This is a genomic window from Pseudomonas canadensis (assembly GCF_000503215.1).
Taxonomy (GTDB): domain Bacteria; phylum Pseudomonadota; class Gammaproteobacteria; order Pseudomonadales; family Pseudomonadaceae; genus Aquipseudomonas; species Aquipseudomonas canadensis.
In genome coordinates this window covers 382084-408331 of record NZ_KI628539.1, presented here as the reverse complement: position 1 = coordinate 408331, position 26248 = coordinate 382084, and the positions used below count along the sequence as shown (strand labels likewise).

The 26248-nt window shown below is 61.0% G+C and carries 27 protein-coding genes; 13 read left to right on the top strand and 14 right to left on the bottom strand.

The genetic code is table 11. The features are described 5' to 3' along the window. Positions 1 to 156 precede the first annotated feature (156 nt). Positions 157 to 1176 (top strand): 23S rRNA (adenine(1618)-N(6))-methyltransferase RlmF, encoded by a 1020-nt coding sequence (gene rlmF, locus U367_RS0124640; RefSeq protein WP_028618980.1) that lies wholly within the window; start codon positions 157 to 159, stop codon positions 1174 to 1176. A gap of 64 nt (positions 1177 to 1240) precedes the next feature. Here rlmF and U367_RS0124635 read toward each other — a convergent pair whose 3' ends face one another. Continuing rightward, positions 1241 to 1522: an HU family DNA-binding protein gene (locus U367_RS0124635; RefSeq protein ID WP_003188840.1), complete on the bottom strand. Its 282-nt coding sequence runs from the start codon at positions 1520 to 1522 to the stop codon at positions 1241 to 1243. 396 nt (positions 1523 to 1918) lie between these two features. On the opposite strand from U367_RS0124635, the gene yejK reads away from it, so the two are divergent. Both yejK and U367_RS0124625 read left to right on the top strand, forming a co-directional pair. Next, positions 1919 to 2923, top strand: coding sequence for a nucleoid-associated protein YejK (yejK, locus tag U367_RS0124630; RefSeq protein ID WP_010212893.1), 1005 nt, complete (start codon positions 1919 to 1921; stop codon positions 2921 to 2923). Then, positions 2923 to 3273, top strand: a complete 351-nt coding sequence (locus U367_RS0124625) for a glutaredoxin family protein (RefSeq protein WP_028618979.1) — start codon at positions 2923 to 2925, stop codon at positions 3271 to 3273. Before yejK ends, U367_RS0124625 begins: the two co-directional genes overlap by 1 nt. A 1-nt stretch (position 3274) precedes the next feature. On the opposite strand, the gene U367_RS0124620 is transcribed toward U367_RS0124625, so the two are convergent. The 5 genes from U367_RS0124620 to U367_RS0124600 are packed head-to-tail and all read right to left on the bottom strand — an operon-like array spanning position 3275 to position 7036. Continuing rightward, positions 3275 to 4252, bottom strand: a complete 978-nt coding sequence (locus tag U367_RS0124620) for a FecR family protein (protein WP_028618978.1) — start codon at positions 4250 to 4252, stop codon at positions 3275 to 3277. After that, positions 4249 to 4827 carry an RNA polymerase sigma factor gene (locus U367_RS0124615; RefSeq protein WP_028618977.1) on the bottom strand — a complete coding sequence of 193 codons (579 nt, stop codon included), beginning with the start codon at positions 4825 to 4827 and terminating at the stop codon, positions 4249 to 4251. The genes U367_RS0124620 and U367_RS0124615 overlap by 4 nt, the downstream gene beginning before the upstream one ends. Before the next feature lie 8 nt (positions 4828 to 4835). Beyond that, the gene (locus tag U367_RS0124610; protein ID WP_016978257.1) at positions 4836 to 5162 is read right to left on the bottom strand and encodes a DUF3325 domain-containing protein; all 327 of its coding nucleotides are present in this window, start codon (positions 5160 to 5162) and stop codon (positions 4836 to 4838) included. Further along, a complete protein-coding gene (locus U367_RS0124605; RefSeq protein WP_028618976.1) occupies positions 5163 to 6737 on the bottom strand; it encodes a PepSY-associated TM helix domain-containing protein in 1575 nt (524 codons plus the stop codon). Next, positions 6734 to 7036 carry a DUF3649 domain-containing protein gene (locus tag U367_RS0124600; protein WP_028618975.1) on the bottom strand — a complete coding sequence of 101 codons (303 nt, stop codon included), beginning with the start codon at positions 7034 to 7036 and terminating at the stop codon, positions 6734 to 6736. The genes U367_RS0124605 and U367_RS0124600 overlap by 4 nt, the downstream gene beginning before the upstream one ends. A gap of 170 nt (positions 7037 to 7206) precedes the next feature. Here U367_RS0124600 and U367_RS0124595 point away from each other — a divergent pair, with 170 nt between their 5' ends. The 3 genes from U367_RS0124595 (at position 7207) to fecA (ending at position 11186) form a co-directional block, all read left to right on the top strand. Then, a complete protein-coding gene (locus tag U367_RS0124595) occupies positions 7207 to 7695 on the top strand; it encodes a sigma-70 family RNA polymerase sigma factor (RefSeq protein ID WP_028618974.1) in 489 nt (162 codons plus the stop codon). Then, positions 7692 to 8633: a FecR domain-containing protein gene (locus tag U367_RS0124590; protein WP_028618973.1), complete on the top strand. Its 942-nt coding sequence runs from the start codon at positions 7692 to 7694 to the stop codon at positions 8631 to 8633. The genes U367_RS0124595 and U367_RS0124590 overlap by 4 nt, the downstream gene beginning before the upstream one ends. A 216-nt stretch (positions 8634 to 8849) precedes the next feature. Beyond that, positions 8850 to 11186: a TonB-dependent Fe(3+) dicitrate receptor FecA gene (gene fecA / locus U367_RS0124585; RefSeq protein WP_028618972.1), complete on the top strand. Its 2337-nt coding sequence runs from the start codon at positions 8850 to 8852 to the stop codon at positions 11184 to 11186. On the opposite strand, the gene U367_RS0124580 is transcribed toward fecA, so the two are convergent. Then, entirely contained in the window at positions 11187 to 12059 is an 873-nt protein-coding gene (locus tag U367_RS0124580; protein ID WP_028618971.1) for a LysR family transcriptional regulator, read from the bottom strand. A 106-nt stretch (positions 12060 to 12165) separates the two neighbouring features. On the opposite strand from U367_RS0124580, the gene U367_RS0124575 reads away from it, so the two are divergent. Then, positions 12166 to 13680, top strand: coding sequence for an MFS transporter (locus U367_RS0124575; protein WP_028618970.1), 1515 nt, complete (start codon positions 12166 to 12168; stop codon positions 13678 to 13680). Positions 13681 to 13734: 54 nt separating this feature from the next. Here the strand turns inward: U367_RS0124575 and U367_RS0124570 are convergent, their stop codons facing one another. Further along, positions 13735 to 14145, bottom strand: a complete 411-nt coding sequence (locus tag U367_RS0124570) for an HPF/RaiA family ribosome-associated protein (RefSeq protein ID WP_028618969.1) — start codon at positions 14143 to 14145, stop codon at positions 13735 to 13737. Between the two features lie 212 nt (positions 14146 to 14357). Further along, positions 14358 to 15305, bottom strand: coding sequence for a LysR substrate-binding domain-containing protein (locus U367_RS0124565; protein WP_028618968.1), 948 nt, complete (start codon positions 15303 to 15305; stop codon positions 14358 to 14360). A 137-nt stretch (positions 15306 to 15442) separates the two neighbouring features. On the opposite strand from U367_RS0124565, the gene U367_RS0124560 reads away from it, so the two are divergent. The 3 genes from U367_RS0124560 to U367_RS0124550 all read left to right on the top strand — a co-directional run bounded on the left by U367_RS0124560 (position 15443) and on the right by U367_RS0124550 (position 18704). Then, positions 15443 to 16819 (top strand): L-serine ammonia-lyase, encoded by a 1377-nt coding sequence (locus U367_RS0124560; RefSeq protein ID WP_028618967.1) that lies wholly within the window; start codon positions 15443 to 15445, stop codon positions 16817 to 16819. A 62-nt stretch (positions 16820 to 16881) separates the two neighbouring features. Continuing rightward, on the top strand, positions 16882 to 18171 hold the full coding sequence (locus tag U367_RS0124555) for a serine/threonine transporter (RefSeq protein ID WP_028618966.1): 1290 nt from the start codon (positions 16882 to 16884) through the stop codon (positions 18169 to 18171). Between the two features lie 218 nt (positions 18172 to 18389). After that, positions 18390 to 18704 (top strand): DUF3509 domain-containing protein, encoded by a 315-nt coding sequence (locus U367_RS0124550; RefSeq protein WP_028618965.1) that lies wholly within the window; start codon positions 18390 to 18392, stop codon positions 18702 to 18704. Here the strand turns inward: U367_RS0124550 and U367_RS0124545 are convergent. Next, positions 18701 to 19189 (bottom strand): phosphate-starvation-inducible protein PsiE, encoded by a 489-nt coding sequence (locus U367_RS0124545; protein WP_016978246.1) that lies wholly within the window; start codon positions 19187 to 19189, stop codon positions 18701 to 18703. The genes U367_RS0124550 and U367_RS0124545 overlap by 4 nt on opposite strands. Positions 19190 to 19463: 274 nt before the next feature. Between U367_RS0124545 and U367_RS0124540 the strand changes: the two genes are divergently transcribed. Then, a complete protein-coding gene (locus U367_RS0124540) occupies positions 19464 to 19724 on the top strand; it encodes a YebG family protein (RefSeq protein ID WP_016978245.1) in 261 nt (86 codons plus the stop codon). Between the two features lie 89 nt (positions 19725 to 19813). Here U367_RS0124540 and U367_RS0124535 read toward each other — a convergent pair whose 3' ends face one another. Further along, a complete protein-coding gene (locus U367_RS0124535; RefSeq protein WP_028618964.1) occupies positions 19814 to 20527 on the bottom strand; it encodes a dienelactone hydrolase family protein in 714 nt (237 codons plus the stop codon). Positions 20528 to 20774: 247 nt separating this feature from the next. Here U367_RS0124535 and U367_RS0124530 point away from each other — a divergent pair, with 247 nt between their 5' ends. Beyond that, a complete protein-coding gene (locus U367_RS0124530) occupies positions 20775 to 22082 on the top strand; it encodes an acetamidase/formamidase family protein (protein ID WP_028618963.1) in 1308 nt (435 codons plus the stop codon). 8 nt (positions 22083 to 22090) lie between these two features. Here the strand turns inward: U367_RS0124530 and U367_RS0124525 are convergent, their stop codons facing one another. After that, entirely contained in the window at positions 22091 to 23110 is a 1020-nt protein-coding gene (locus U367_RS0124525; protein ID WP_028618962.1) for a Leu/Phe/Val dehydrogenase, read from the bottom strand. A 187-nt stretch (positions 23111 to 23297) separates the two neighbouring features. Between U367_RS0124525 and U367_RS0124520 the strand changes: the two genes are divergently transcribed. Further along, positions 23298 to 24101 (top strand): SirB1 family protein, encoded by an 804-nt coding sequence (locus tag U367_RS0124520; protein WP_028618961.1) that lies wholly within the window; start codon positions 23298 to 23300, stop codon positions 24099 to 24101. On the opposite strand, the gene U367_RS0124515 is transcribed toward U367_RS0124520, so the two are convergent. Further along, positions 24098 to 25465 carry an MFS transporter gene (locus tag U367_RS0124515; RefSeq protein ID WP_028618960.1) on the bottom strand — a complete coding sequence of 456 codons (1368 nt, stop codon included), beginning with the start codon at positions 25463 to 25465 and terminating at the stop codon, positions 24098 to 24100. The two genes, U367_RS0124520 and U367_RS0124515, sit on opposite strands and share 4 nt — an antisense overlap. 136 nt (positions 25466 to 25601) lie before the next feature. Continuing rightward, a complete protein-coding gene (maiA, locus tag U367_RS0124510) occupies positions 25602 to 26237 on the bottom strand; it encodes a maleylacetoacetate isomerase (protein WP_028618959.1) in 636 nt (211 codons plus the stop codon). Positions 26238 to 26248: the final 11 nt, after the last annotated feature.

The window sequence follows — 26248 nt, the reverse complement described above, 5'->3', positions numbered from 1 at the left end:
GCGGGCTTGCTCGCGAATGCGGTCTATCAGACACACACCCAATGACTGATCCACCGTATTCGCGAGCAAGCCCGCTCCCACATTTAACCGAGGTCAACTTCGGAATGTGTGACAATACCCACCACTTTTGAAGCAACCCCAGAATCGACGTAGCCCATGACCGCCCCCAGCACGCCAAAACCTCCGCGCAAGAAGCCTAAAACCGCCGCCACGGCCAAGCCCGTCGCGCCGCGCAAAGAGGCGACGTTGCACCCACGCAACCGCCACACAGGTCGTTACGACTTCCCGGCGCTGATCAAGACCACGCCGGAACTGGCGAAATTCGTGATCATCAACCCGTACGGCAAGGAAAGTATCGACTTTGCCAGCCCGGATGCGGTGCGGGTGTTCAACCGAGCGCTGCTGAAAGCCTTCTATGGCATCCAGCACTGGGACATTCCGGCCGACTACCTGTGCCCACCGGTGCCGGGGCGTGCGGACTACGTGCACTTCCTGGCCGACCTGCTGGCCAGCACCAACGACGGCAAGATCCCGCGCGGCTCTATCGTCAAGGTGCTGGACATCGGCATGGGCGCCAACTGCGTCTACCCGCTGATTGGCTACATGGAATACCGCTGGAACTTCCTGGGCTCGGAAGTCGACCCTATCGCCGTGGCCGCAGCCAAGGCCATTGTGCAGTCCAATGACCTGAGCAAAGTCATCCAGCTGCGCCAGCAGAGCAATCCCAAGCAGATCCTGCTGGGCCTGCTGGAGCCGGGCGAGCGTTTTGACCTGACCATGTGCAACCCGCCGTTCCATGCGTCCATGGATGAAGCCACCAAGGGCAGCGAACGCAAGTGGCGCGCCCTCGGCAAGGCGGACCCAAAGCGCAAGTTGCCGGTGCTGAACTTCGGCGGCCAATCGGCCGAGTTGTGGTGTGAAGGGGGTGAAGCGCGTTTTGTGACGCAACTGATTGCCGAAAGTGCGCACTTTGCCCATAAGGTGCTGTGGTTCAGCACGCTGGTGTCGAAAGCGTCGAATTTGCCCGCAATTGAGACGGCCCTGAAAAAGGCCGGCGTGCTGGAGAGCCAAGTCGTGGAAATGTCCCAGGGCCAGAAGCAGAGCCGGTTTGTGGCGTGGACTTTCCAGACCAAGAACGAGCAACAGATCTGGCGCCAGCGCTGGGTTCGCGACTGACAAATAGCAGGCAACAAAAAACCGTGCCCGGATCGCTCCGGAGCACGGTTTTTTTTGCTGCGTCTTACTTGTTAACAGCGTCGGTCAGGCCTTTGGCCACAACCAGCTTGATAACTTTCTTGGCAGCGATTTCGATGGCAGCGCCAGTCGAAGGGTTACGGCCAGTACGGGCAGGACGCTCGGTCACTTTCAGTTTGCCAACGCCTGGCAGAGTGATTTCGCCGCCGTTTTCCAGCTGGTCAGCAACAACTTGGCTCAGTTGGTCCAGCAGAGCGCGCACGGTGGTTTTCGGTGCGTCTACTGCTTCAGCCAGGTCAGCGATCAGTTGGTCTTTAGTAATAGCCATTGTGGTGTTCCTTCCCTATCAAATTCATATGGATTGCAGAGTGCAGTGTCAGCCGTCGAGCCCGACCGTCATGGCCTGGCACCCCCGGCTATAACCACGGAGATCGGGGTTATAGATGCTTGAAACGGGGATTGGTTCGACCTGACAGATGCTGAATGCACGCTTATCGCCGAGACTTGGCGTAAGACGGGGCAAAACTAGCACAGAGACGGGGAAATATCCGCTTCTACCTACCCATTTGGTCAGCTTTATCGCTCTAAACCGTGAAAAAAAGGCATATAGCCCGTCGGAGGGCGGCCAAAACACCCTTCGAAGCCCGTCTCGGCCAATGGTGCGGTACACTTGGCGACTTTTCGGGGAGGCCCACCGCTCCCCGCTCAACCAGCCGAGAAGCCTATGCCGATCCGTCATTGCATCGTCCACTTGATCGACAAAAAACCCGACGGCACACCTGCAGTTCTTCACGCCCGCGACTCCGAGCTTGCCGAATCGGCCGCCATCGAGAACATGCTTGCCGACCTCAACGAGAGCTATAACGCCAAGCAAGGCAAGGCCTGGGGTTTCTTCCATGCCGAGTCCGGCGCGCACCCGTTCAGCGGCTGGTTGAAGGAGTATTTCGACGGTGGGCAGGACTTCACCACCTTCAGCCGCACGGCGGTCGAGCACCTGCAGAAGCTGATGGAGGAGTCCAACCTCTCCACCGGCGGCCATGTACTGTTCGCCCACTACCAGCAAGGCATGACCGACTACCTGGCCATCGCCCTGCTGCACCACAGCGAAGGCGTGGCGGTGACCGACGAGCTGGACGTGACCCCCTCGCGCCACCTGGACCTCGGCCAATTGCACTTGGCGGCACGTATAAACGTGTCCGAGTGGCAGAACAACAAGCAGTCCAAGCAGTACATTTCCTTTATCAAGGGCAAGAACGGCAAGAAGGTCTCGGAGTATTTCCGCGACTTCATCGGCTGCCAGGAAGGCGTCGACGGCCCGGGCGAGACCCGCACCCTGCTCAAGGCGTTCAGTGACTTCGTCGAAAGCGAAGACCTGCCGGACGAGTCCGCCCGCGAGAAAACCAAGACCCTGGTGGACTACGCCAGCAGCCAGGCCAAGCTCGGTGAACCGATGGGGCTGGAAGAATTGTCAGGATTGATCGATGAAGATCGGCCTAAGGCGTTCTATGACCATATCCGCAACAAGGACTATGGCCTGTCGCCGGAAATCCCGGCGGATAAACGCACGCTCAACCAGTTTCGCCGTTTCACCGGTCGCGCCGAGGGTTTGTCCATCAGCTTTGAGGCGCACCTGCTGGGCGACAAGATCGAATACGACGAAGCCGCTGGCACCTTGATCATCAAGGGCCTGCCGACCCAACTGACTGACCAGCTCAAGCGCCGCAACTGATGCTCGGCGGGGTCTTTAAAAAAGTCCTGCTGGTGTTGCTGGTCGTGGTGGTGATCCAGAACTGGGGCAAGATCGAACGGGTGTTCAACCCTTCACAAGTGGCGCCGGAGCACGTACGTGCTTCAGCGCGTGTGGTGCTCTACTCGACCGAGTGGTGTGGTTACTGCAAGCAGATCCGCCGGTTCCTGGACCAGAAAGGCATACCCTACCAGGCGTTCGACATCGACAAAGACGCCCAGGCGCGCAAGGCGTATGAGGCGCTGGGGGGCGCAGGGATTCCGTTTGTGGACGTGAACGGCACGCTGATTCGCGATTACAACCCAGAAAAAATCATGGCGGCGCTGAAGTAAATCAGCGCACCACGATCATCCGCCCTAATAATGTGTGCTGCTCAAAGCCGAGCACGGCCTGCAACGCATTCAACACCGCTTGCGGGTCCTTGCTCGGGAAGCTCCCGCTGACGCGCTTGGCGCCCATCTCTTCGTTGAGCAACAGGATGCGGCCGGGGTAGTAGCGACCCAGGTCCTTGACCACGTCCGCCAACGGCGCCTTGTAGTAGTTGAGCCAACCGTCGCGCCAGGCCAGGCGCGATTCACTGTCTACCGCGTGCAGAGGGTCCGCAACACCCTCGGCGTAGGCCACTTGCTGACCCGCTGTAAGAATTTGCTGCTGACCCTGTTTGGACGGCGTCACGCCCACCCGCCCGGACAACACCGTCACCTGAGCGCCTGCCGGTTGCAGGCGCACTTCGAATTGCGTCCCCAGCACCCGCGCCTCACCGCTGCCCGCCTCCACCACAAAGGACTGCCCGGTGTGGGTCACGCTAAAAAAACCGGCACCTCGACGCAACTGGATGTGGCGCTCGCCACGGCTGAAGTCCACGGCAATGGCGCTGTCAGCATCGAGGGTCACCTGGGATTGATCGGCCAGCGTGACGGTTTTGACTTCACCCGGCGCCGTCACGTAGTCGGCACCGAGATCATCGATCCAGCGTGACGGCTGCCAGCCGGCCCCCATGGATACCATCAGCAATAGGCACGCAGCCATCGCCAAGGCGCCGGACCAACGCACCACCCGTGAACGCTTCGAGGTGGTCATCGCATTGAGGTAGCCCTGCAACGCCAACGCCTCTTCATCCGCCAGCTGGCGTGCCGGCACTTCGCTCAATTCCCAGAGCACCTGGGCCTGGGAATAGGCCTCAACGTGCGCCGGATCAGCCCGCAACCACTGACTGAAAGTGGCTTGGTCGCCACTGCTGGGCTGATCATGCAATAGGCTCAGCCAGGCCAGTGCGGCTTGTTCCTGGGCGGGCGTGGGGGTGGCGTTCACGTTGCTTTCCCTGGCGTGCGTGGGGGCGATGGTTCGCGAAGGCTGGCTTTGCAGGCTTCAAGGGCACGCATCATATGTTTTTCCACGGCACTTTGGGACAGGCCCATGACCTTGGCGATTTCCGCGTACTTGCGACCGTGAATGCGGTTGAGCAGGAAAATCTGGCGCGTGCGCTCGGGCAGGCTGCGCAAGGCGGCTTCGACGTGGCGCAGGTCATTGCCGGCTTCCAATGCTGCCTGGGGTTCGGAACCTTGGTTGTCTTGCTGTTCGGGCAGCCAGCCTTCACTGCTGCGTACCCGTGCACCTTCGCTGCGCAGGTGGTCGATGGCGATATTGCCGGCGCAGCGCAGCAGGTAGGTGCTGAGCTCCTCGACCTGCACCAACGGCCGGCGCCAGAAACGCAGGAATAGGTCCTGCACCAGGTCGGCCGCCGTGGCGCGACACCCCACGCGGCGACTCACCAAGGCTTCCATCTGCGAACGCTGGGATAAAAACACCTGCAGGAAATGCGCACGCCCACCTGCCGCGTCAGCGTGCTGGCTGTCCTGGGATTCGGGTGGCGTGCTGATCATCATGGGCGGGCTCAGAGGGTGGCGAAGGCTGCAACAGGACTGGCGAGCAGACCAATGCCCGCCAGGATCAAGGCCAGCCTTGGCCGGTACGGCAACAACAGCACCAGCAGCAATGCGCTGAGCATCAACACGGCGCACCACTCCACCAGGCCCTGGCCCCAACCGGCGACATCCACCGCCGGCCAGATCGACACCACCAGCAGCAACCAACCGATTACCCGCAAACCCAAGCGCCGACGAGGCGAGGGTTTGCTGTGCAGCAACTCGCCGTGGTGACGGTCAGTGGACAGGCAGAGTGCGGTGAACCCGGCGTAGCACATCAGCAGTGCGAGCAGCATTCAGTTCGCCTCCTGCTTCAGCGCCAGCGGGCGTGCGCGCTGAGCTTTAGGCGCCGGCGCGGTGCGACGCTGCATCTTCCAGGCGGCCCAGCCAAGGAATACGCCACTGGCCAGACAGGTCAGATCAAAGCCAGCCATGGCCCAATCGCCGGTTGCCAACGAAACACCGAGGTGGTGCGATGTGGTCAACGCGTTGAGCAGTGGAATGGCGATAAACAGCAGCGCGCCGAAGCTCAGTTGCTCGACCCAACCCTGGCGGCCACGACGCAGGATCGCGTGCAACAGACTCAGGCCCCAGGCAATAAAGAAGGTTTGCACTTCCCAATCGGAACGGTCGGCAAAGCTCACCGGCAATAAACGGTTGGCCCAGAAATATGCGGCGATGGCGATCATCAACCCGGACATGCTGGCGATGTTCAGCACTTCCACCAAGCGCAACTCAAACGGCATTACCGCAGCCTTGGCATGTTTGAGCTGACGCTTGCCGAGCCAGATCACCAGCCCGGTGCCGATCATTGCCGTGCCCGCCAAGCCACAGATGAAGTACAACCAGCGCAGGACCGGACCGGCGAAATGGCCCATGTGCAGGCCGTAGAAACTGCCGCCGATGGCTGCCGGCAGCGACTGCCCGCCATTCACCCGCACCAGCTCGCCGGTGGTGCCATTGAAGGAAACGGTGCTGCCGAAATCGTGCACCACGCTATCGGAACCCGCGCGAAACACATTGACCGAGGCGTTCATATCGGCGGGATTATTGACCGCCACGCGCCCCACATGGCCACCTTCCCACTGCGCCCGCGCTTGCTCGTACATCGGCACCAGCGGTAACAGTTTTCCAGGCTGGCCCAGCGCCGGCGCGTTGTTGGTGTTCGGGAATACCTCGCTGAAAAAGGCGCGGGTGTCGCCGCCATAGGAAGCAAGAATCGGCGCCGGCATCACCATGCTCATGAAGATCACCAGGCTGCTGTAGGTGATCATCAAATGGAACGGCAGCACCAGAACTCCCACCGCGTTATGCCCGTCGAGCCAGGAACGCTGGCCTTTGCGGGGCCGGAAGGTGAAGAAGTCCTTGAAGATTTTCTTGTGGGTGATGATGCCGGTGATCAAGGCGACGAACATCACCATCGCGGCAATCGTCGACAGCCAGCGGCCCCACGGGTGAGGCATTTGTAGCTGGAAGTGAAAGCGGTAGAAGAAATCGCCGCCCATGCTTTCACGGGCTTCCACAGCCTGGCCGGTAACAGGGTCGAGGGTTTTCTGGATGAAATTGCCGCGTCGGCCGGGGTCGACTTTGTCTTGCCACATCACCGACAAACCAGGATCGCGGCTGTCTGGCAGAGTGATAAACCAACGCGCAGCGGTCGGCGCGACTTGCTGCAGATAGGTCTGGGCGACCGTCAGGCTGCGCGCATCGTCCAGCGGATGGGCCTGCACTTCAGGCTGCATCCAGTGGCTGATCTCATCCTTGAAATACGCCAAGGTGCCCGTCAGGAAAATCGCAAACAGCAGCCAGCCAAAGATCAGCCCTGCCCAGGTGTGCAACCAGGCCATGGCCTGGCGGAAACCCTCTTTCATGTGCGTGCCATCCAGAAGCCCACACCCGCCAGGGTGGCAAATACCGCGCTTGGCAACATCACGCCAAACCAGGCGCGGGGTGCGCTGCGGCAGGCGAAACACCAGAGCACGGCGAGCAGGTAGAACACGAATGAACTCATCATCCCGGTGATCACCGCATCGGCGCGCGACGTGGGCATCCATAGCGCCAGGCAGATACTGGCCAGGGAAGCCATCAGATAACCACCCACCACGGCAGCCAGCACGCGCGAGGTGACGGAGAGGCGATAGGAGACAGGCAGCGAGGTTTTGCTTTTCATGCGGGAGGCGCCAGGTTCATCAGGCCGCAATATTAATGATAAATATTCTCATAAGCAAAACAGAACGGATGAAAGACCTGCCCTGACGGATTGCCGAAGCCCGTCGCGAGCCCTACAATGCGAACAATTCTTGTTCTCTAAAGCATGCCGATGCTTGTGGAGTGTTCGCATTGAGCCCGTCCAATACCGTCGAAGTGTTGTACAACGACCATCACCACTGGCTCACCGGCTGGTTGCGACGCAAGCTCGGCTGCCCGGAAAGCGCCGCCGACCTGGCCCAGGACACCTTCATCCGCGTGCTCACCGCGCGAGAAACACCCACGCTGATCGAGCCCCGCGCGTTCCTCACCACAGTCGCCAAGCGCGTGCTGTTCAACTTCTACCGCCGCCAGGACCTGGAGCGCGCCTATCTCGACGCCTTGGCGCAGATGCCCGAGCACGTGGCACCGTCGGAAGAAGAACGCGCAATCATCCTGCAAACCCTGGTGGAGTTGGACCAACTGCTCGACGGCCTGCCCGTCCAGGTGAAGCGGGCCTTTCTGCTGGCCCAACTCGATGGCCTGACCTACGCACAAATCGGCGCTGAACTGGGCATTTCCATCGCCACCGTCAAACGCCACCTGAGCAAAGCGGCCATGCGCTGCTATTTCGCCCTATGAACTTCTCCACCCAAGTCGCCGAACAAGCCGTGCACTGGCTGATGGAAATGCAGCAAGGCGCACTCAACCCACGCCAGCAAGCCGCCTGGCAGCAGTGGTTGAACGCCCACAGCGAACACCAGCGCGCCTGGGACCACATGCAGCGCGTCAATCAGCGCCTGCGCGGCATGCCCTCGCCCCTGGCCCATGCGGCGTTGAATGCGCCAACTTCCACCAGCCGTCGCCAGGCGTTGAAATTGCTGTTGATCCTCGGCGCAGGTTCCGCTGCCGCCTGGAGCCTGCGCCAGCAACATATCCTGCCGCCGTTGATCGCCGATTACCGCAGCCCCGTTGGCCAGCGACGCAAGGTGCAATTGGCCGACGGCAGCCAGTTGCAGCTCAACACCGGCAGCGCGGTGGATGTGCATTTTGATGGCCAGCAGCGGCTGATCCGCCTGCTTGAAGGCGAGATCCTGCTGACCGGTATTGCGGGCAGTACACCGCTGCAAGTGCTGACCGGCCAAGGCCTGCTCACTAGCCAGGCGGCGCGTTTTAATGTGCGGCAGTTCAACGATCACACCCAAATGGCGGTACTCGACGGTCACGTCGAGGTCATGCCCAACACCTACACCAGCCTGCCGCTGAGCGTCCAGGCCGCGCACCAGGTCAACTTCACACGAAAAGGTTGGGACACCCCGCGTGCCACCGACGCCAACAGCGGCGCCTGGGCCGACGGCATGCTGGTCGCTGCCCACATGCGCCTGGAAGATTTCCTCGGCGAACTCGGACGTTATCGCCGTGGCCAAGTCAATTGCGACCCACAGGTGGCCAACCTGCTGATCTCCGGCAGCTACCCGCTGGACGACAGCGAACGCATTCTCGACCTGCTGGAAGTGAGCCTGCCGGTGAAGGTGCGACGCTTCACCCGCTACTGGGTGACCGTGCAGGCACGCGCCTGATGAGATCCTCTGTAGGAGCGAGCTTGCTCGCGAAGACCGGGAGAACGCCGCAGGGTGTCAGGCTTCCCGCGTTATCGTTGACATTCTTCGCGAGCAAGCTCGCTCCTACACAAAGCATACCCTTGAACTTTTTTTTGCAACGGTGAGCCGTTTTCCACCCCTCGCGTGACAGAGAAGGAAAGCCACCTTGATCCTTCCTTCTCAGGACCGCTCTTCATGCCCCAGCAACCGACGCTTCTTGCCCGCACCTTGCGCCAACTCCTACTCGGCGCCAGCCTCAGTCTGACCGTGCTGCCCCCGGTGATGGCGGCCGACGCCAAGCCCTATCACATCGCCCCGACGTCGCTGGAAGCTGCACTGAACCAGTTTGGCCGCGAAGCCGGCGTGTTGATCTCCTTCGGTTCCGAAGTGACGGCGGGTATGCAGAGCAGTGGTTTGTCCGGCAACTACAGCGCCGCGGACGGCCTGCAGAAACTGATGGAGGGCACCGGCCTGCAAGCCCGTGCAGAAGGCGACAATGCCTACAGCCTGCAACCGGCCACTGCACCGGCCAGCATTGAGTTGGGCACCTCCAGCGTGGTCGGCGACTGGCTGGGCGACGCGGCGCAAACCAATGTGTTCGAACACCCCGGCGCCCGTGATGTGATCCGCCGTGAAGAGTTCGAACGCCAGGGCGCCACCCAGGCCAAGGACGTGCTCAACCGCATTCCCGGCGTCAACGCCCCGGACAACAACGGCACCGGCAGCCACGACATGGCACTGAACTTCGGCATTCGTGGCCTCAACCCACGCCTGGCGTCGCGCTCCACGGTGCTGATGGACGGCATTCCGGTGCCGTTCGCGCCCTACGGCCAGCCGCAGCTTTCCTTTGCGCCGATCAGCATGGGCAATATGGACGCGGTCGACGTGGTGCGCGGCGGCGGTGCGGTGCGCTACGGCCCTCAGAACGTCGGCGGCGTGGTCAACTTCGTGACCCGCGCGATCCCGGATGCGCCCACGGTCAAAGGCGGCTTGCAGACCGAAACCAGCCCATCCTCCAGCCACGACGGCTTCAAGACCACCGGCAACCTGCTGGCCGGCGGCACCGCCGACAACGGCCTGGGCGGCGCGATTCTGTACTCCGGCACCCGTGGTGGTGACTGGCGCGAGAACAGCAACACGCGCATCGACGACCTGATCCTCAAGGGCAAATACCAACTGGATGACGCCAACAGCTTCAACGCCATGGCGCAGTACTACGAAGGCCAGGCCGATATGCCGGGTGGCTTGAACGTCGCGGACTACAAGGCGGATCCCTACCAGTCCACCCGCCCCTACGACAAATTCTGGGGCCGCCGTACGATGTTCAACGTCGGCTATCGTTATGAGCAGGACCGCCGCGAATTCACTGTGAACAGTTTCTTCACCAAGACCTTGCGCAGCGGTTACTTGGACCAGGGCACATTCCTCTCGTTGTCCCCGCGTGAATACTGGGTGCGTGGCATCGAGACCCGCTTCGCCCAAGGCTTTGACTTGGGCCCGACCAGCCACGAAGTGGGCGTCGGCTACCGATACATCAACGAGGCCGGCCACGAGCTGCGTTACCGCACGCCGATTGCCGCCAACCAGCAGATTCCCACTACCAACAGCCGCAACGACCGCGACACCCGTGGCGGCACCGAAGCCAATGCGTTCTTCATCGATGACCGGATCGATATCGGCAAGTGGACCATCACCCCGGGCATTCGCTACGAGATTATCGAGTCGCAGCAGACGAACAACCTGACCAACGTCAAATACAAGGGCGACTACAACACCGCGCTGCCGGCGCTGAATGTGCTCTACCACCTCACCGACAGCTGGAACCTCTACGCCAACACCGAAGGTTCGTTCGGCAGCGTGCAGTACAGCCAGATGCCGAACCGCGTGACCAGCGGCGAAGTGAAACCGGAAAAAGCCCGTACCTGGGAATTGGGTACCCGCTACGACGACGGCACCTTGCGTGCGGAAATCGGCGCGTTCCTGATCAACTTCGACAACCAATACGAAAGCAACCAGACCAATGACTCGGTAATTGCCCGTGGCGAAACCCGTCACCAGGGTATCGAGACCAGCATCAATTACGCGCTCGATGGTTTGAGCCCGGCGCTGGCAGGGTTCGATGTGTATGCCACCTACGCCTACGTCGACGCCACCATTCGCGAAGACGGCCCGAACAAAGGCAACCGCGTGCCCTTCTCCTCCAAGCACAAAGGCACCCTCGGCGTGGGCTACACCGAAGGCCGCTGGAAGCTCAACCTGGACAGCAGCTACCAGAGCAGCCAGTTCGCCGACAACGCCAACACCGAGAGAGAAACCGCCGACGGCGCCAACGGACGCATCCCTGGCTACATGCTGTTCAGCAGCCGTGCGGCCTATGACTTCGGCCCGCAGCTGTCGGACTTGAATGTGGCAGTGGGTGTGAAAAACATCTTCAACACCCAATACTTCACGCGCTCGTTCGACGATAACAACAAGGGCAAATACGTGGGCGAGCCGCGCACGGTGTATGTGCAGACGTCCATCGCGTTCTGATCAACTGCCCGCCAGGCAGGACGGGGTGCCGGCCACCAACGCGTCGATTGCACAACGCGTCTTGGCCGGCATGTGCGTGGCCGTCGGCCAGATGACATGGATCGGGGCGGGTTGCTCACGATAGTCAGGCAGCACCGCCTGCAATTGCCCACGCAGCACGTAGTGGGCAATCAACCAACTCGGCAACCAGGCCAGGCCCACACCCGCGATGGCGGCATCGGCCACGGCCTGCAGGTCATCCATCATCAGCGGTGAAGCCACTCGATTGCGGTGCGGGGTGTTGCTGCGGTAGGCGATGCCGCGATGGCCGGCAAGGTCTTCGATGCATGCAATCGGCCCGACGCGCTGCAAGTACGTCGGTGAAGCCGCCAGCCCCACCGACTGCTCGCCCAGGCGCCGTGCGCTGAGGCGGTCAGTATCGGGTAACGGACCGATCCGCACGGCGATATCGAAGCCCTCCTGGGCCAGGTCCACCAACCGGTCGGCGAAGCTGATCTCGATCTCCAACTGCGGATAACGCGCCATCAAGCCCCACAGCGCGGGCGCCGCATAGTGGTGCCCGAAAGCCAGCGGCAGGCTTGCCCGCAAACGCCCGCGAGGCAGTTGTCGGCCGCTTTCCAGTACCGACTCGGCGGCCTCCAGCTCAGCCAGCGCGCGCAAACAATGTTCGTAGTAAGCCTGGCCGTCCTCGGTCAACCGCTGGCGCCGGGTAGAACGTTGCAACAGGCAGGTGCCCAAGCGCGCCTCGAGTCGCGCAAGGCCCTTGCCCACGGCGGAGCGCGTCAGGTTCAGCCGTTCGGCGGCTTCGGTCAGGTTGCCGCTCTCGACGATCTGCAGAAAGAGTTCGACACCGTCAAAACGTGGCGTGGTCATGGTGCGGTTTGTCGCCCTTGATTCCCTTATGAGTGGAAAACTTATCACGAATCAGGAACTCGATTCCCCTGAAAATAGCCCGATACCCTATCGACAGGAGAGTCCCATGCCACCCGCCGTCACGTTATCGGTCGCCAATACCCGGCGCACGGCCAGAAACGGTCTTGCGCTGACCGCCGTGTGCCTTGTCGCCCTGATGTTCGGCCTGGAAATTTCCAGCGTGCCGGTCATCCTGCCGACCCTGGAAAACCAATTGGGCACTGGATTCCAAGACGCCCAATGGATCATGAACGCCTACACCCTGGCTTGCACCAGCGTACTGATGGCTGCCGGCACACTGGCCGATCGCTTTGGCCGCCGACGCATGCTGGTGCTGTGTCTGTGGGTGTTCGGGTTGGCCTCCCTGGCCTGTGGGCTGGCGAACAATGCCACCACACTGATCGCGGCGCGTTTCGTCCAAGGCATCGGCGCCGGGGCGATGATGATCTGCCAGTTCGCGATTCTGTCGCACCTGTTCCGCGAACCGGCGGCACGGGCGCGGGCGTTCGCGATATGGGGCGTGATTGCTGGAGTGGGCCTGGGCTTTGGGCCCATCGTGGGGGCGTTGATCCTGGCGGTCGCAGACTGGCGCTGGGTGTTCCTCGTACATGTACCGCTGACCCTGTTCACACTGGTGCTGCTGCGGATCAGTGTGCAGGAATCGCGGGATCCCGCTGCACATCGCCTCGATATCGCAGGCATGCTAACCCTGACGCTGTCGGTGTTTGCGCTGGTCTATTTCATCACCCAGGGTACTGAAAACGGCTTTGGCACACCGCCCATGCTCGGCTGGGCGGGCTTGGCGGTAGCCGGGCTGCTGCTGTTCATTGTTGTCGAGCGGCGTAGCCCTCACCCAATGTTCGATTTCTCGGTGTTCCGCATCCAGCGTTTCAACGGCGCACTGATGGGTTCGATCGGCATGAACTTCAGTTTTTGGCCGTTCATGATCTACTTGCCCTTGTACTTCCAGGCTGGGCTTGGTTACGACACCGTGACCACGGGCGGCGCCTTGCTCGCCTACACCTTGCCCACTTTGCTAATACCTCCCGTGGCCGAGCGCCTGGCCCTGCGTTACGGTGCCGAGCGCGTCATCCCGTGTGGACTGGGCTTGATGGGCGCAGGCTTCCTGAGCATGGCCGCCGCCAATGCGGTGGCGCAACCGAGCATCGTGCTGGTGCTGATCAGTTGCATCATTGCAGGGGTGGGATTGGCGCTGACCAACTCCCCCACCACCAATACCACCACCGGTGCAGTCTCGGCCGACCGTGCGGGCATGGCGTCAGGCATCGACCTCAGCGCACGATTGATTACCCTCGCACTCAACATCGCGTTGATGGGGTTGGTGCTGCTGTTGGGGATCAGCCATCAGTTGGCAGCTGTACTGCCCGACAGCTCTGTGCTGGAGTGGCCGGCCATCAGCCAGAACATCGCGGCGGGCAAGCTGGGAGCATCAGTGGGTCCGGCATTCACCGATGCCCAGGCAGCCCTGCGACATGGCATCGGTTGGGCCATGCTTTACGCGGGCCTGGGTGCAGGTGGGTTGGCGTGGTTGAGCAGGTATTTCTTCCGACGCAGCCAGTAAACGAAAACGGGCCTGCAAATGCAGGCCCGTTTTTAGTGGAGCGTGAGAAAACTATCAGCCGTTGAACACGGCGCGTTCTTTTTCCAGAAACTCCTGCTCAAGCTCATCTTCGTTGACTTTGGTGGTCGGCTGACTCTTCCCGGCAGCGCGTGGCTTGCCTTGCAGTCTGCCGAACAGATGTTCCAACGCATGGTCCAGCTTGGTCGCCGCACCGTCGATCGCCTGTTCCAGGGTATCGGCCTTGTGCAGTACCGACACTGGCTGATGGCCTTTTGGCCGCGCTTCCAGGCGGCAACTTAAATCGTGGGGACCGGGCTTGTCGCCGTTCTCATCCCGCAGGTAGACCTCCACTCGGGTCAGGTCTTCCTCGTAACGTTCGAGCGTGCTCTCAATGGTAGTACGTACCCACTCCTCCAGTCGGATGCTGCTTTCAATATGGTTATCGCTATTGACTTGGATTTGCATAGTTCTTCCCTTATTTCAGCTAGCTCGCGAGAGGTCACAACTGCAACACCGGGTCGGTGAAACCATGACCTCTTGACTACACAATTGAGCAGTCAGCAGAACAATTCAACCCCTTTGCAAAGATAAATCCCACATTACAAATTAAGTCTGACTACGAGCAAAAACGCTGTTAGGGTGGGGAGTTAGTTACATGTTCTTACGCCCAGCCAACCTCACAATTGCCCCTCTCCCAACGGGTGCAATCCGCGGAAAATCCCCGCCTCTTCAACCAGCCAATCATGCACCGCGCGCACGCCCGGATGGCTCAGTGCGCCTGGCGCATACAGCAACACGTAACGTTTGTGGTTAGGCACCGCCAGGCCGAAGGGCACGATCAAGGTGCCACGCTCCAGCTCATCGTTGAGCAAGGTGCGCCGCGCAATGGCCACGCCCATGCCGGCGATCGCGGCTTCGATAGTCAGGTGATTGCGGTTAAAGGTATGGCCACGGCGCACGTCGGCATGGTGATAGCCGATAGCATTCAGGTAAAACTCCCACTCGGCGTACTCATAACTCCCACGCCAGGCAGTGATGTCATGCAGCAGTGGGAAATGCACCAAGTCGGCGGGGCCATGCAGTGGTGGCCGGCCGCGCAGCAGGCTCGGAGCGCAGACCGGAAAGATTTGTTCGTCCAACAGGGCTGTGGATAACAAGCCAGGGTAGCTGCCGTCGTTCAAGTCGATGGCCAGGTCGAAGTCGCCCTCATGCAAGGCGATGCTGCTGTCCTCGGCGACCATACGCAATTGGATATCCGGAAAGCGCTGCTGCAAACGCGGTAACCGAGGGGTCAGCCACTTGCCGAGAAACGAGGGGATCGAGCGCAGGCGCAGGGTGCCGCTGATCATTCCCGCGTCCAGGCGCTGCAACTCCGCGGCGATGCTGCCATAGGCCTCGCCCACCGTTGTCGCCAATCGCTGTCCCTCTGCACTCAGCTCCACCCCCCGCGCGCGCCGATGAAACAAGCGGAATCCCAAGCGCTCCTCCAACTGGCGGATCTGCTGGCTTACCGCGCCCGGCGTGATGTGCAGTTCCTCGGCGCAGCGGGTGAACGACAAATGCCGCGCAGCACAGGAAAAAACGTGCAGCCAGACATACGTCTGGCCATGAATGGGCCGGGTCATAGTGTTTAGTCCTGCTAAAGGGTGTCTTAGGATAATTCGTTGGTCAGTGCCGATCCAGAGGCTCAGTATCGCGCCAATTCCGCTCGCTCTACAAAACATGGCAGCGATTTCTACTCCATTGCTTGTAAGGCTTTAGCATGGCTATCAGTGTTTTCGATCTATTCAAAGTGGGCATCGGCCCTTCCAGCTCCCACACCGTCGGTCCGATGCGGGCGGCGGCGACCTTTGCCCAGGTCCTGATCGACCAACACCTGCTGAGCGACACTCGCCGTGTAGAAGTGCGCCTGTACGGTTCGCTGTCCGCCACCGGCGTCGGCCATGCCACCGACCGCGCCTGCGTGATGGGCCTGATGGGCGAATGGCCGGACCGGGTCGACCCCACCTCGATCAACGCACGCATCCAGCAACTGCGCGAATCCGGCCGACTGCTTCTCGCAGGTCAGCAGGACATTGCCTTCAACTGGAAGCACGATCTCCTACTGCTGGACGAAAGCCTGCCCTACCACCCGAACGCCATGTCCCTGCACGCCTACGGCGAAAACGGCCTGCTGAGCGAGCAAACCTATTACTCCATAGGCGGCGGTTTCATCATCGAAGCGGCGGAAGCGGCCTCGGGCATTGCGCCGACCAGCGATGTGGAATTGCCCTACGACTTTTCCAGCGCCGTAGAACTACTGGCCTTGTGCAACAAGCACGGCCTGCGGGTTTCCGAGCTGATGATGGCCAACGAACGCGCGTGGCGCAGCGACGCCGACATCCGCAGTGGCCTGTTGCACATCTGGTCGGTGATGCGCGAATGCGTGGAGCAGGGCCTGCGCGATGAAGGCATCTTGCCAGGCGGCCTGGACGTGCCCCGTCGCGCGGCGAAATTGCACCGCAGCCTGCTGGAAATCGGCAAGCCGAATGTCATCACGTCGACCCTGTCGGCCATGGAGTGGGTCAACCTGTTCGCCCTCGCCGTCAACGAAGAAAACGCGGCCGGTGGGCGCATGGTCACCGCACCGACCAACGGCGCGGCAGGAATCATCCCGGCGGTGCTGCATTACTACATGAAGTTCAACGCCGACGCGTCTGACGACGATGTGGTCAATTTCTTCCTGGCCGCCGCCGCCGTCGGCATCCTCTGCAAGAAAAACGCCTCGATCTCCGGCGCCGAAGTCGGCTGCCAGGGCGAGGTCGGTTCGGCGTGCGCCATGGCCGCTGCGGGCCTGGCCGATATCCTTGGCGCCACCCCCGAGCAACTGGAAAACGCCGCCGAAATCGGCCTGGAACACAACCTCGGCCTCACCTGCGACCCGGTCGGCGGCCTGGTGCAAGTGCCGTGCATCGAGCGCAATGCCATCGCAGCGGTCAAGGCGATCAACGCGACGCAAATGGCCCTGCGCGGTGACGGCAAACATTTCATTTCTCTCGACCGGGTGATCCGCACCATGCGTGATACCGGCGCCGATATGCATGACAAATACAAAGAAACTTCACGGGGCGGCCTGGCGGTCAGCTGGGTGGAGTGCTGATCGGAGCACTTCTACCCGCCCCCTACGTGAGCCCGCGCAAAAATAATAACGAGGCAATACCGATGACCGATGTACCTACACCTGCTGCTGAAAATCCTGCTGCTACAGCAACAACCGTGACCACCGGCTGGACCAAACACGACACCACCTGGATGCTGGGCCTCTACGGCACCGCCATCGGCGCCGGCACGTTGTTCCTGCCGATCAATGCCGGCGTCGGCGGCTTCTGGCCGTTGATCGTACTGGCCCTGCTGGCCTTCCCGATGACCTTCTTCGCCCACCGTGGGCTAACGCGCTTTGTGCTGTCAGGCAGATCCGGCGACATCACCGAAGTGGTCGAAGAGCACTTTGGCGTCGGTGCGGGCAAGCTGATCACCCTGCTGTATTTCTTCGCCATCTTCCCGATCCTGCTGGTGTACAGCGTGGCGCTGACCAACACCCTGGGCAGTTTCATGGAACACCAACTGCACATGACCCCACCGCCTCGGGCGATTCTGTCGCTGGTGCTGATTCTTGGCCTGATGGCCATCGTGCGCTGCGGCCAGGGCGTGATCGTCAAGGCCATGAGCGTGCTGGTGTATCCATTCGTCGCGGCACTGCTGTTGCTGGCCGTCAGCCTGATCCCCAACTGGAACGGCGCGTTCTTCGCCTCCGCCGGTGATGGCATGCCCATGCCGCTGTTCCTCAAAACCCTATGGCTGGCGATTCCGGTGATGGTGTTTTCCTTCAACCACTCGCCGATCATCTCCGCCTTCGCCGTCGACCAGAAACGCGTGTACGGCGCACAGGCCGAGCGCAAAAGCAGCGGCATCCTGGCCACCGCCCACGGCATGATGGTGCTGACCGTGATGTTCTTCTGCTTCAGCTGCGTACTGGCACTGTCGCCAGCTGACCTGGCAGCGGCCAAGGCGCAGAACATCTCGATCCTGTCCTACCTGGCCAACCACTTCCAGACCCCAGTGATCGCCTACGCCGCGCCGTTGATTGCGCTGGTGGCCATCACCAAATCCTTCCTCGGCCACTACATCGGTGCCAGCGAAGGTTTCCAGGGCCTGATCGTCAAATCACTGCGCGGGCGCAACCGTTCGATGTCGGCCAAATGGCTGGAACGCTGCACGGCGCTGTTCATGGTGCTGACCTGCTGGGCCGTGGCCACCTTCAATCCAAGCATCCTGGGCATGATTGAGACCATGGGCGGGCCGATCATCGCGTGCCTGCTGTTCCTGATGCCGATGTATGCCATTCGTCGCGTGCCATCCTTGCGCCAGTATTCAGGCCAGGTGTCGAATGTATTCGTCGTAGTGATTGGGTTGATTGCGCTGTCTGCGATCGTTTTCTCGGTACTGCCCTGAAATAGATCACCCAACAAAAAGGCGAACCTCGGTTCGCCTTTTTCATGTCCCGCAATAACGGCTCGGCGCCTTATGCGGCACGGCCTTTGCTGTACAGCTGTGGAGGGAAACGGACCTTGTGAAAACCTCAGCGACGGAGTGGCCGATGGTCAGGAGACGCGAACTAATCCCGACACCGGTCGTCAATGACTGCATGTTCTTATCAGGCGGTACGCACCATGGACAATCCTTTTCAGATCATCACCGACACGTTCACCCCTGAATACCGCGTCAACTTGAGCATACAACGGCTGGACGGCAGCATCATGCTGACCCTCTCCAACGAACAAGGCGTAGTGGCCAAGCGCATGATCAGCGCCGAACAGCGCAATGATCCAGAGCGCCTCAAACGCCTGGTGCAAAGTATCCAGTTCGGTATTGCCATCGAGCAGGGCCACAGCGCCATGGAGATCCTGGCGGTGATGACGGATGGCGATCACAAGGTCCTGCAGCGACCGCCCACCCGCGCCCTGCCGTTCAGCGTTGGGCTTTAAAGTTCGCCCTTCTCGGTTTCCAGGCTCGCCTCGCCCTTGCGACGCGGGCCTTCGACCTTAACCGAAGGGAACGCCGAGGAGGCATAACGCACCACCAGAATCGCGAACGCCAACAGCAGAATCCCACCGCACAGGTAGATGATTCCCACGTCCGGCGGGTTGTGGTGCGACACGTTGGAGATCAATAGGCGCGTCAGCGCGGTGATCGCCACGTAGATCAGGAACCGCACCGGCATGTGGTTGGTCTTGAAGTAAATGCCGACCATCGCACCCAGCTCCAAGTAGATGAACAACAGCAAGATGTCATCGATCTTGATGTGCCCGTTCTCCAACATCCCCAGAAACTCCATCACCGCCGCCCAGGCCGTCACCGCACCAATGGCGAACAATGCCAGGTAGTGGAACGACTCGACGAACAGATTCCCCAGGGACTCGGCCAGCCCGTGCACTTGCTGGCGTAGCCTTTCGGCCCAATTGATCTTCACGATGATGCTTCCTTAGGTCGACTCGACCGGATAATGCGGGTTGGACGTGACGGTTGTTCTGCATGCAGAAAAAAGGCCAGGGGCAGGTATGAGATGGTGGCGGGGTGACATGAGGCACTCCAAACCTGTATTTACGGGCTACATTAAAAAACTGCTATCCAAACTCGATGGTTTGGCTTAACCTTTTTACTGTATATAAATACAGCTATCCAGAAGCACCCGAACACAAGGGCTACTCCCCTTCACTACTGCACCCTGATGACGAGGCCAAAAAATGGCTGTTGAAACCCTGTATCGCAGTACCCGCGACTTGGAGACTACATTCGTGGATCGCAAACTTGCCGACGCACACGACCAGATGCTTGAACTGGCAGAGTCTCTGATGGATGTCCTGTTGAAAAACGTGGAAGGCTTGACTGAAAAGCAGGCAGAAGACGCCGGTATTTTCATGGCCAAGAACCGCGCCGCCTTTGCAGCAGCGTTCAAGAACAACGCCAGCGCCCTGGCCGAGATCGGGCAGCCAGAGGCAGAGTAAGGAGGCCGGCCCGCCTCCGTTGATTCAGGGTGAACCAACAGGTTCAGGCAGACCGGCAACTCATCGTTTTACCGAAAGCTATTTACACCTTACGCCTGCCACAGGGTTTTGCCGAAGAAGGTCAACGTGCGGTCCCACGCCAGTTGCGACCATGCGGCGTCGTATTGCGTGTCGGGGATACGGCCGTTGCCGGTCGCTGTTTCGTTGGCAAAGGCATGGCGCGCCAGGTAACGGTAGAAGGTAGCGTCCACACCTGCCGCGTGCAGCGTTGACTCCAGCTCCGCGACAGTGTCGATATTGAAAAAAGCATCCTGTGTGCCCCAATGGCCAATCAGCGGTGCTTTGATTTTTGCCGCATCCAGATATTCAAGCGGTGGGAAGCCATACCAGACCACACCCGCAGCCAGCTCCGGAATTGCATTGAGCGCCAACAGCGTCAACGCCCCGCCCATGCAGTAGCCGGTCACGCCCACTTTTTGCGAGTCGGCCTGCAGGTAGCGCACCGCGCCCTTGATGTCCTGGGATACCGCATCGCCAAAATCCAGGCTGTCCATCAGGTGATGGGCTTCTTCCTCTTCCACGGTCGAGGCGCCGCGATAAAGGTCCGGCACCAGCACCCGGTAACCGCACTCGGCCAGGCGGATGGCCACGCCCTTGATCTGCTCGTTCAGCCCCCACCACTCTTGAATCAATACGATGGCCGGCGCCCCTTCCAGCACAGCCGGGCTGGCCAGGTAGCCATTGACCTCGGCGCCGTCCGGACGCTTGAACGTTACGGAATGCGCTGTTGCTTGATTGGACATGAATATTCTCCGCAGCAAGTATGAAAACGATAGCTGAGCAAGCACCTCAAAGCGCCAGCCCACAGAACCCTATCAGGATTTTTGCAGTTACAAACCCTCCTCTCCCATCGTTATGTACCACTGTGTATTAGCGCACCCGCGCGACATATTCGGGATACAAAACACCGGTCTACTGGGCCTGCCTGAACCTTCCCTGATCAATACGCCGTGACCGAAGGTTCAATCACATAGGACCCGGAGAATAAAAATGCACCACTCAGCACCGGTTGATCGCCTGATCGTCAACACCTACACCAATGGCCTCATCGGCCCCAGCCAGAAGATGCTCGGCCCGCTCGCCGATGGCGGCACGCTTATCACCGGTACTCCGCCGGGGTGTTGGGGCCCAATGATCACGCCCGCATTTGAGGGTGGCCATGAGGTGACTCAACCCGTATTCATCGCCGGCGCAGAGGTCGGTGACGCCGTGGCCCTGAAGATTAAACGCATGCGCGTGACGTCTCTGGCCACTTCGTCCGGTGTCATGCGTTTTGTTGAGGGGCGTTATCATGGCGATCCCTTTGTCGCCAAGTTCTGTTCCAACTGTGGGCAGGAGCATCCCGCCAGCCATGTCGACGGCATCGGCGCCGACGCCATTCGTTGCAACGCCTGCGGGGCGGAGGTCAGCGCATTTCGTTTCAGCCATGGCTACGTCATCGTGTTCGATGCCGAGCACCAGCTGAGCCTGACCGTGAACCAGTTGGTAGCCGACCGCCTCGCCGGCCAGGCACCGGATATGGCGGCGTTGCCGGAGATGTCCGCCCAGCATTCGATTCTATCCCTGGCCCGCGCCGATATCCCCGGCCTTGCCGCGCACATGCGGCCGTTCCTGGGCAATATTGGCACCACGCCTTCACGGGATCTGCCGGACTCCCACAACTGTGCCGACTTCGGTCAGTACCTAGTCGGCGCGCCCCATCGCTACGGCATGACCCATGACCAACTGCATGCCGCGAAAACCGACGGGCATATGGACACTAACTCGGTACGTGAAGGTTGCGTGCTGATTTGCCCGGTGAGAGTCCCCGGCGCCGGGGTTTACATGGGCGATATGCACGCCCAGCAAGGCAACGGCGAAATTGCCGGGCATGCCACCGATGTATCGGGTGAAACCGAACTGACCGCCCATGTGATCAAGGGGTTGTCACTCGACGGCCCGATCCTGCTGCAAAACCTTGATGACCTGCCGCCCATGGCTCGTCCGATGACTGCCGAGCAACGGTTGCATGTCAAGGCATTGGGCGAGCGCTGGGGGCAGTTCGAGATAGAAGACAACGGACCCATTACTTTTATCGGCAGTGGCGCCGACCTCAACTTAGCGACGGAAAACGGCCTGGAGCGCGCAGCGGCCGTCACGGGCCTGTCGATGGATGAGGTGCGCAACCGCGCAACGCTTAACGGCTCGATTGAAATCAGTCGGCTGCCGGGGACCGTCCGCGTCACGCTCCTGTGTCCGATGCACATTCTGGACCGCATGGGGGTCGGCTCACTGGTGCGTGAGAAGTATCAACTCTGATCGGTGTATCAGCGGTACAGCAAACGCTCGGCCAGCTCATCCGCCACCCGTGCGGGTGAGCGTTTTTCCGCCTGGGCGTGAGCGAAGATCTCGGTGAGGCGCGTGCCAATGTTGGACAGGTGCGCGGTAATCGTTGGCAGTTCCGCTCCGCCGTGCTTCAGCGCGACGTAGATCAGGCCACCGGAGTTGATCACGTAGTCGGGGGCGTAGAGGATGCCGCGTGCCTCCAATTGATCCGCGTTGTCCAGATGAGTCAATTGCGCACTGGCAGAACCGGCCACAGCGGCGCAACGCAATTGGCCGACGCTCTGGCGGTTGAACACGGCGCCGAGGCCACAAGGCGCAAGGATGTCGCACGGCGTGCTCAGTAACGCGTCGTTGGCGATGGGGTGCGCCCCCAACTGCTCCATGGCCAGTTGCACCTTGCCGTGGTCGATGTCGCTTACCAGCAGTTCGGCTCCGGCGGCATGCAGTTGTTCGGCCAAGGCGTAGCCCACATTTCCCAGCCCTTGGATGGCCACGCGCAGGCCTTCGAGGTTGTCGCTGCCCAGGCGCGCCATGGCGGTGGTACGGATGCCGGCGAACACGCCCATGGCGGCATGGGGCGATGGGTCGCCTGCGGCGGTGGTGCTGGTGACATAGCGGGTATGCTGGGCGATGCAATCCATGTCCGCCACTGAAGTACCACTGTCGACGGCGGTGATGTAACGGCCGTCGAGTTGCTCAACGCATCGACCAAAGGCTTCAAATAATGCGGCACGGCTTTCTACGTGGCCGGGACGCAGGATCACGGCGGTGCCCCCGCCCACCGGCAAACCGGCCAAGGCCGCCTTGTAGCTCATGCCTTGGGCCAGGCGCGCGGCATCGGCCACGGCACTTTCGTCGTCGGGGTAGGAAAGATAGCGACAGCCACCGAGGGCAGGCCCCAGGCGGCTGTTATGGATGGCGATGACCGCCTTCAGCCCGGTGGCCGGGTCGACGCTCAAGTGCAGCGATTCAAGGCGGGTGCTGTGCATGAGAGCAAACATCGTCAAGCTCCCGAATCACTTCTGGTAGTGGGCCAAGTATAGGCTTGCGGCAGAAAAGTGCCGGACCAGGCTGGAATAAGCCGTCCGATTTCACAGGTCTTGCGACATAAGCACGCAGGATATTTCCCAAGCCACTGGACGAAAATTCCCAGCAAGGCTAAAACGGGGGCATCTGCCGGAGAATGCAATGAATCCCCGCAAAGCTTTTTTCGCCTGCCTGGAACGCTCCCCACCCGCGCTGTTTGAAGCGGCGTTGTGGATTGCTGCCGAGCATGATCCGGCCGTGAAGCCCTTGCAGATCCTGCAGGAACTGACCTTGCTGCAACAACAGGTGAGCCTGGGCATGCCGCTGTTGCCGGCGGATGAACTGGGCCAGCCGCTATTGCGGCGCTTGAATGACCTGGGATTTGCCCAGGATGAATTCACGCCCTTGCGCCCCGCCGCAGCCCTGCTGGACAAGGTCTTGCAGCGCAAACGCGGGCAACCCCTGGCCATGGGGCTGATCGCCCTTGAGCTGGCGCGCCGCCTGGAGATCCCCATGGTCGGCGTGAATTTCCCCGGCCATTTCCTTTTAAGAGTCCCCGGCGCCGATCACCTGCTGGATCCCTGCGGCGGCCGGCGCCTCTACCCGAACGATTGCCGCGACCTGTTGCAGCGCCAATACGGCCCCAACCTCAAGTTACAAGCCGATCACCTCCACACAGCCGACCCGCGTTCGATCCTGCAACGGTTGTCACGCAACTTGAGGCAATTGCACCTTTCCAACGACGCCCCACTCCAAGCCCTGATTGACGCCGAACGCGTGCTGGAACTGGGCAACGCCAGCGCCGCCGATTACCTGGCACGTGCCAGCCTGTATCAGCGCCTGGACTGCCCCAACGCCGAACGCTTCGACCTGGAACACGCGCTGATGCTCAGCGAAGATCCGATCCAACGCCTGCGCCTGACCGAACGCCTGGGCCACCTGCCGCCCAACTCAGTGGTGCATTAAGCCTGCGGCGCTTTGAGAATATCCCCAGACAGCGGGCTCTTCGGTCCTTCAGCACCCGGCGAACGCACCTGAATGATCAACAACGCTGCGATCACCGCCGGTATCGCACAGAAAAAGAAAATCTGCTGCACCGGAATATGCATCGCCAGCAACATACTGCCAAACAGCGGCCCCAGGATTGAACCAAAACGCCCCACGCCCAGCGCCCAGCCCGTTCCGGTGGCGCGCACGTGTGCCGGGTAGAAGTTACTGGCGAAGGCATTGAGGGTCAGTTGACCACCGATGATGCAAAACCCGGCCGCGAACACGCAGGCCACCAGGTAACGCGGGTTGTCATGGTTCAGGCCGAGCAGCAGGGTGCACACCGCAGCCGCGGCCAGCACGCCGGACAACAGCCGCACTTTGCTTTTCAAGCGGTCGGCGAACCAGGCCATGCCGATGGCGCCCAAGGTGCCGGCGAACAGGAACATCGAAGTCACCAGATTGGCTTCTTTCAACGCCAAGCCACTTTCCAACAGCAGCGACGGCAACCAACTGATCATGAAATACAGCAGGATCAAGCTGACAAAAAAGGTCGCCCAGATCAGCAGCGTCGGGCGCGCGTAGCCGTTGCGAAACAGCTCCACCACCGTCAGTTTGCTGCCCTGCTCCTGCGGTTTTTTGGCCTCGGTCGCTGCCGGTGGTTGCCAGCCCGGCAGCATGCGTGACGTAACGCTCTGCAGCCGAGCATAGGGCGGCGCATCACGCAGCAAACGCGGCAAGGATTCCGGCAACAGCCACACCAGAAACGGGAACAACAGCAACGGCGTCACGCCACCCGCCAGGAACACCGCCTGCCACCCGAAGCCTTCAATGAAACCCGCCGCCACAAACCCGCCGGCCGCGCCGCCGAACGAGAAGCCACACGCCGCCAACGTCACCATCAACGTGCGCAGGCGCGGCGGCGAGTATTCCGACATCAAAGCCATCGCGCTGGGCATCGCGCCGCCCATGCCGATGCCGCAGATAAACCGCGCGGCCATCAGCGTGTTCAGCGAATTGGCAAATACCATCAGCACCGTAAGCGTGGCGTAGATCAGTACGCAGCCAAGCAGGATGCGCCGCACGCCGAACCGATCCGCCAGCGGCGTGACCAGCAACGACCCCAAGGTCAGCCCCAGCAGGTTGGCGCTGAACACCGGGCCGAATGCAGCCTTCTCCAACCCCCAATCCTGGGCCAGCGCCGGCACCACGTAACCCAGCACCTGGGCATCGTAGCCGTCGGTCACCAGCAGCAGCGCCAGCAACAAGAGAATCAACCACTGATAACGCGACACCGGACGGGCGTCGAGTGCCGCGCGAAAGCTGGCAATCTGATTGTGCATCGCAAGGTACCTTTGATTTTATTTTTATGGTCTAGCGCAACTGTGTAGGCGCCGGCTTGCCGGCGATGGCGGTGAATCAGGCAATGATTGATCGACTGAAATAACGCTATCGCCGGCAAGCCGGCTCCTACAGGGGTCAGGGGGTGTCAGGTTGATTGGCGGGGTGGGCCTTGATAAAGGCAGGATGCTGCGCCGCCAACGCCGCCACCCGCCCAATGCGTGGATACGCCGCCAGCGGCACCTTGAAGCGCTCGGCCGCATACAGTTGCGGAATCAGGAAGGTGTCGGCCAACCCCGGCTGCTCGCCGAAGCAAAACCCTTGGTCGCCGATCAACTGCTCCACCGCGCCCAAGCCCTGGCTGATCCAGTGACCGATCCACTCCAGCAGTTGAGTCTCGTCATGCCCCCATTGGCGCAGCAAGTTCTGGGTGCTGGAGTTATGCAGCGGATGGATATCGCAGCCAATGATCGAGGCTACCGCGCGCTCATGGGCGCGGGTCGCCAGGTCTTTGGAGAGCAGCGGCACCTGTGGATAACGTTCATCCAGGTATTCGATGATCGCCGGCGACTGAATCAACAGTTCGCCCTCCTCGGTACGCAAGGCCGGGACGCGACCTTGCGGGTTGATCGCCAGGTACTCAGGCTGGCGGTGGGCGCCGCCCGCCGGGACCAGCAGGTTGACCGGCACCGCGGTGAAATCCAGGCCCTTGAGGGCCAAGGCAATACGCACCCGGTACGACGAAGTGGAACGGTAATAGGTGTAGAGTTCCATCGCCCTGCCCT

What these genes read in the sequence shown, in the direction of transcription:
- rlmF (WP_028618980.1), top strand. Translation starts at nt 157, where the DNA reads ATGACCGCCCCCAGCACGCCAAAACCTCCGCGCAAGAAGCCTAAAACC.
- U367_RS0124635 (WP_003188840.1), bottom strand. Translation starts at nt 1,522, where the DNA reads ATGGCTATTACTAAAGACCAACTGATCGCTGACCTGGCTGAAGCAGTA.
- yejK (WP_010212893.1), top strand. Translation starts at nt 1,919, where the DNA reads ATGCCGATCCGTCATTGCATCGTCCACTTGATCGACAAAAAACCCGAC.
- U367_RS0124625 (WP_028618979.1), top strand. Translation starts at nt 2,923, where the DNA reads ATGCTCGGCGGGGTCTTTAAAAAAGTCCTGCTGGTGTTGCTGGTCGTG.
- U367_RS0124615 (WP_028618977.1), bottom strand. Translation starts at nt 4,827, where the DNA reads ATGATGATCAGCACGCCACCCGAATCCCAGGACAGCCAGCACGCTGAC.
- U367_RS0124610 (WP_016978257.1), bottom strand. Translation starts at nt 5,162, where the DNA reads ATGCTGCTCGCACTGCTGATGTGCTACGCCGGGTTCACCGCACTCTGC.
- U367_RS0124605 (WP_028618976.1), bottom strand. Translation starts at nt 6,737, where the DNA reads ATGAAAGAGGGTTTCCGCCAGGCCATGGCCTGGTTGCACACCTGGGCA.
- U367_RS0124600 (WP_028618975.1), bottom strand. Translation starts at nt 7,036, where the DNA reads ATGAAAAGCAAAACCTCGCTGCCTGTCTCCTATCGCCTCTCCGTCACC.
- U367_RS0124590 (WP_028618973.1), top strand. Translation starts at nt 7,692, where the DNA reads ATGAACTTCTCCACCCAAGTCGCCGAACAAGCCGTGCACTGGCTGATG.
- fecA (WP_028618972.1), top strand. Translation starts at nt 8,850, where the DNA reads ATGCCCCAGCAACCGACGCTTCTTGCCCGCACCTTGCGCCAACTCCTA.
- U367_RS0124580 (WP_028618971.1), bottom strand. Translation starts at nt 12,059, where the DNA reads ATGACCACGCCACGTTTTGACGGTGTCGAACTCTTTCTGCAGATCGTC.
- U367_RS0124575 (WP_028618970.1), top strand. Translation starts at nt 12,166, where the DNA reads ATGCCACCCGCCGTCACGTTATCGGTCGCCAATACCCGGCGCACGGCC.
- U367_RS0124570 (WP_028618969.1), bottom strand. Translation starts at nt 14,145, where the DNA reads ATGCAAATCCAAGTCAATAGCGATAACCATATTGAAAGCAGCATCCGA.
- U367_RS0124565 (WP_028618968.1), bottom strand. Translation starts at nt 15,305, where the DNA reads ATGACCCGGCCCATTCATGGCCAGACGTATGTCTGGCTGCACGTTTTT.
- U367_RS0124560 (WP_028618967.1), top strand. Translation starts at nt 15,443, where the DNA reads ATGGCTATCAGTGTTTTCGATCTATTCAAAGTGGGCATCGGCCCTTCC.
- U367_RS0124555 (WP_028618966.1), top strand. Translation starts at nt 16,882, where the DNA reads ATGACCGATGTACCTACACCTGCTGCTGAAAATCCTGCTGCTACAGCA.
- U367_RS0124550 (WP_028618965.1), top strand. Translation starts at nt 18,390, where the DNA reads ATGGACAATCCTTTTCAGATCATCACCGACACGTTCACCCCTGAATAC.
- U367_RS0124540 (WP_016978245.1), top strand. Translation starts at nt 19,464, where the DNA reads ATGGCTGTTGAAACCCTGTATCGCAGTACCCGCGACTTGGAGACTACA.
- U367_RS0124535 (WP_028618964.1), bottom strand. Translation starts at nt 20,527, where the DNA reads ATGTCCAATCAAGCAACAGCGCATTCCGTAACGTTCAAGCGTCCGGAC.
- U367_RS0124530 (WP_028618963.1), top strand. Translation starts at nt 20,775, where the DNA reads ATGCACCACTCAGCACCGGTTGATCGCCTGATCGTCAACACCTACACC.
- U367_RS0124525 (WP_028618962.1), bottom strand. Translation starts at nt 23,110, where the DNA reads ATGTTTGCTCTCATGCACAGCACCCGCCTTGAATCGCTGCACTTGAGC.
- U367_RS0124520 (WP_028618961.1), top strand. Translation starts at nt 23,298, where the DNA reads ATGAATCCCCGCAAAGCTTTTTTCGCCTGCCTGGAACGCTCCCCACCC.
- U367_RS0124515 (WP_028618960.1), bottom strand. Translation starts at nt 25,465, where the DNA reads ATGCACAATCAGATTGCCAGCTTTCGCGCGGCACTCGACGCCCGTCCG.
- maiA (WP_028618959.1), bottom strand. Translation starts at nt 26,237, where the DNA reads ATGGAACTCTACACCTATTACCGTTCCACTTCGTCGTACCGGGTGCGT.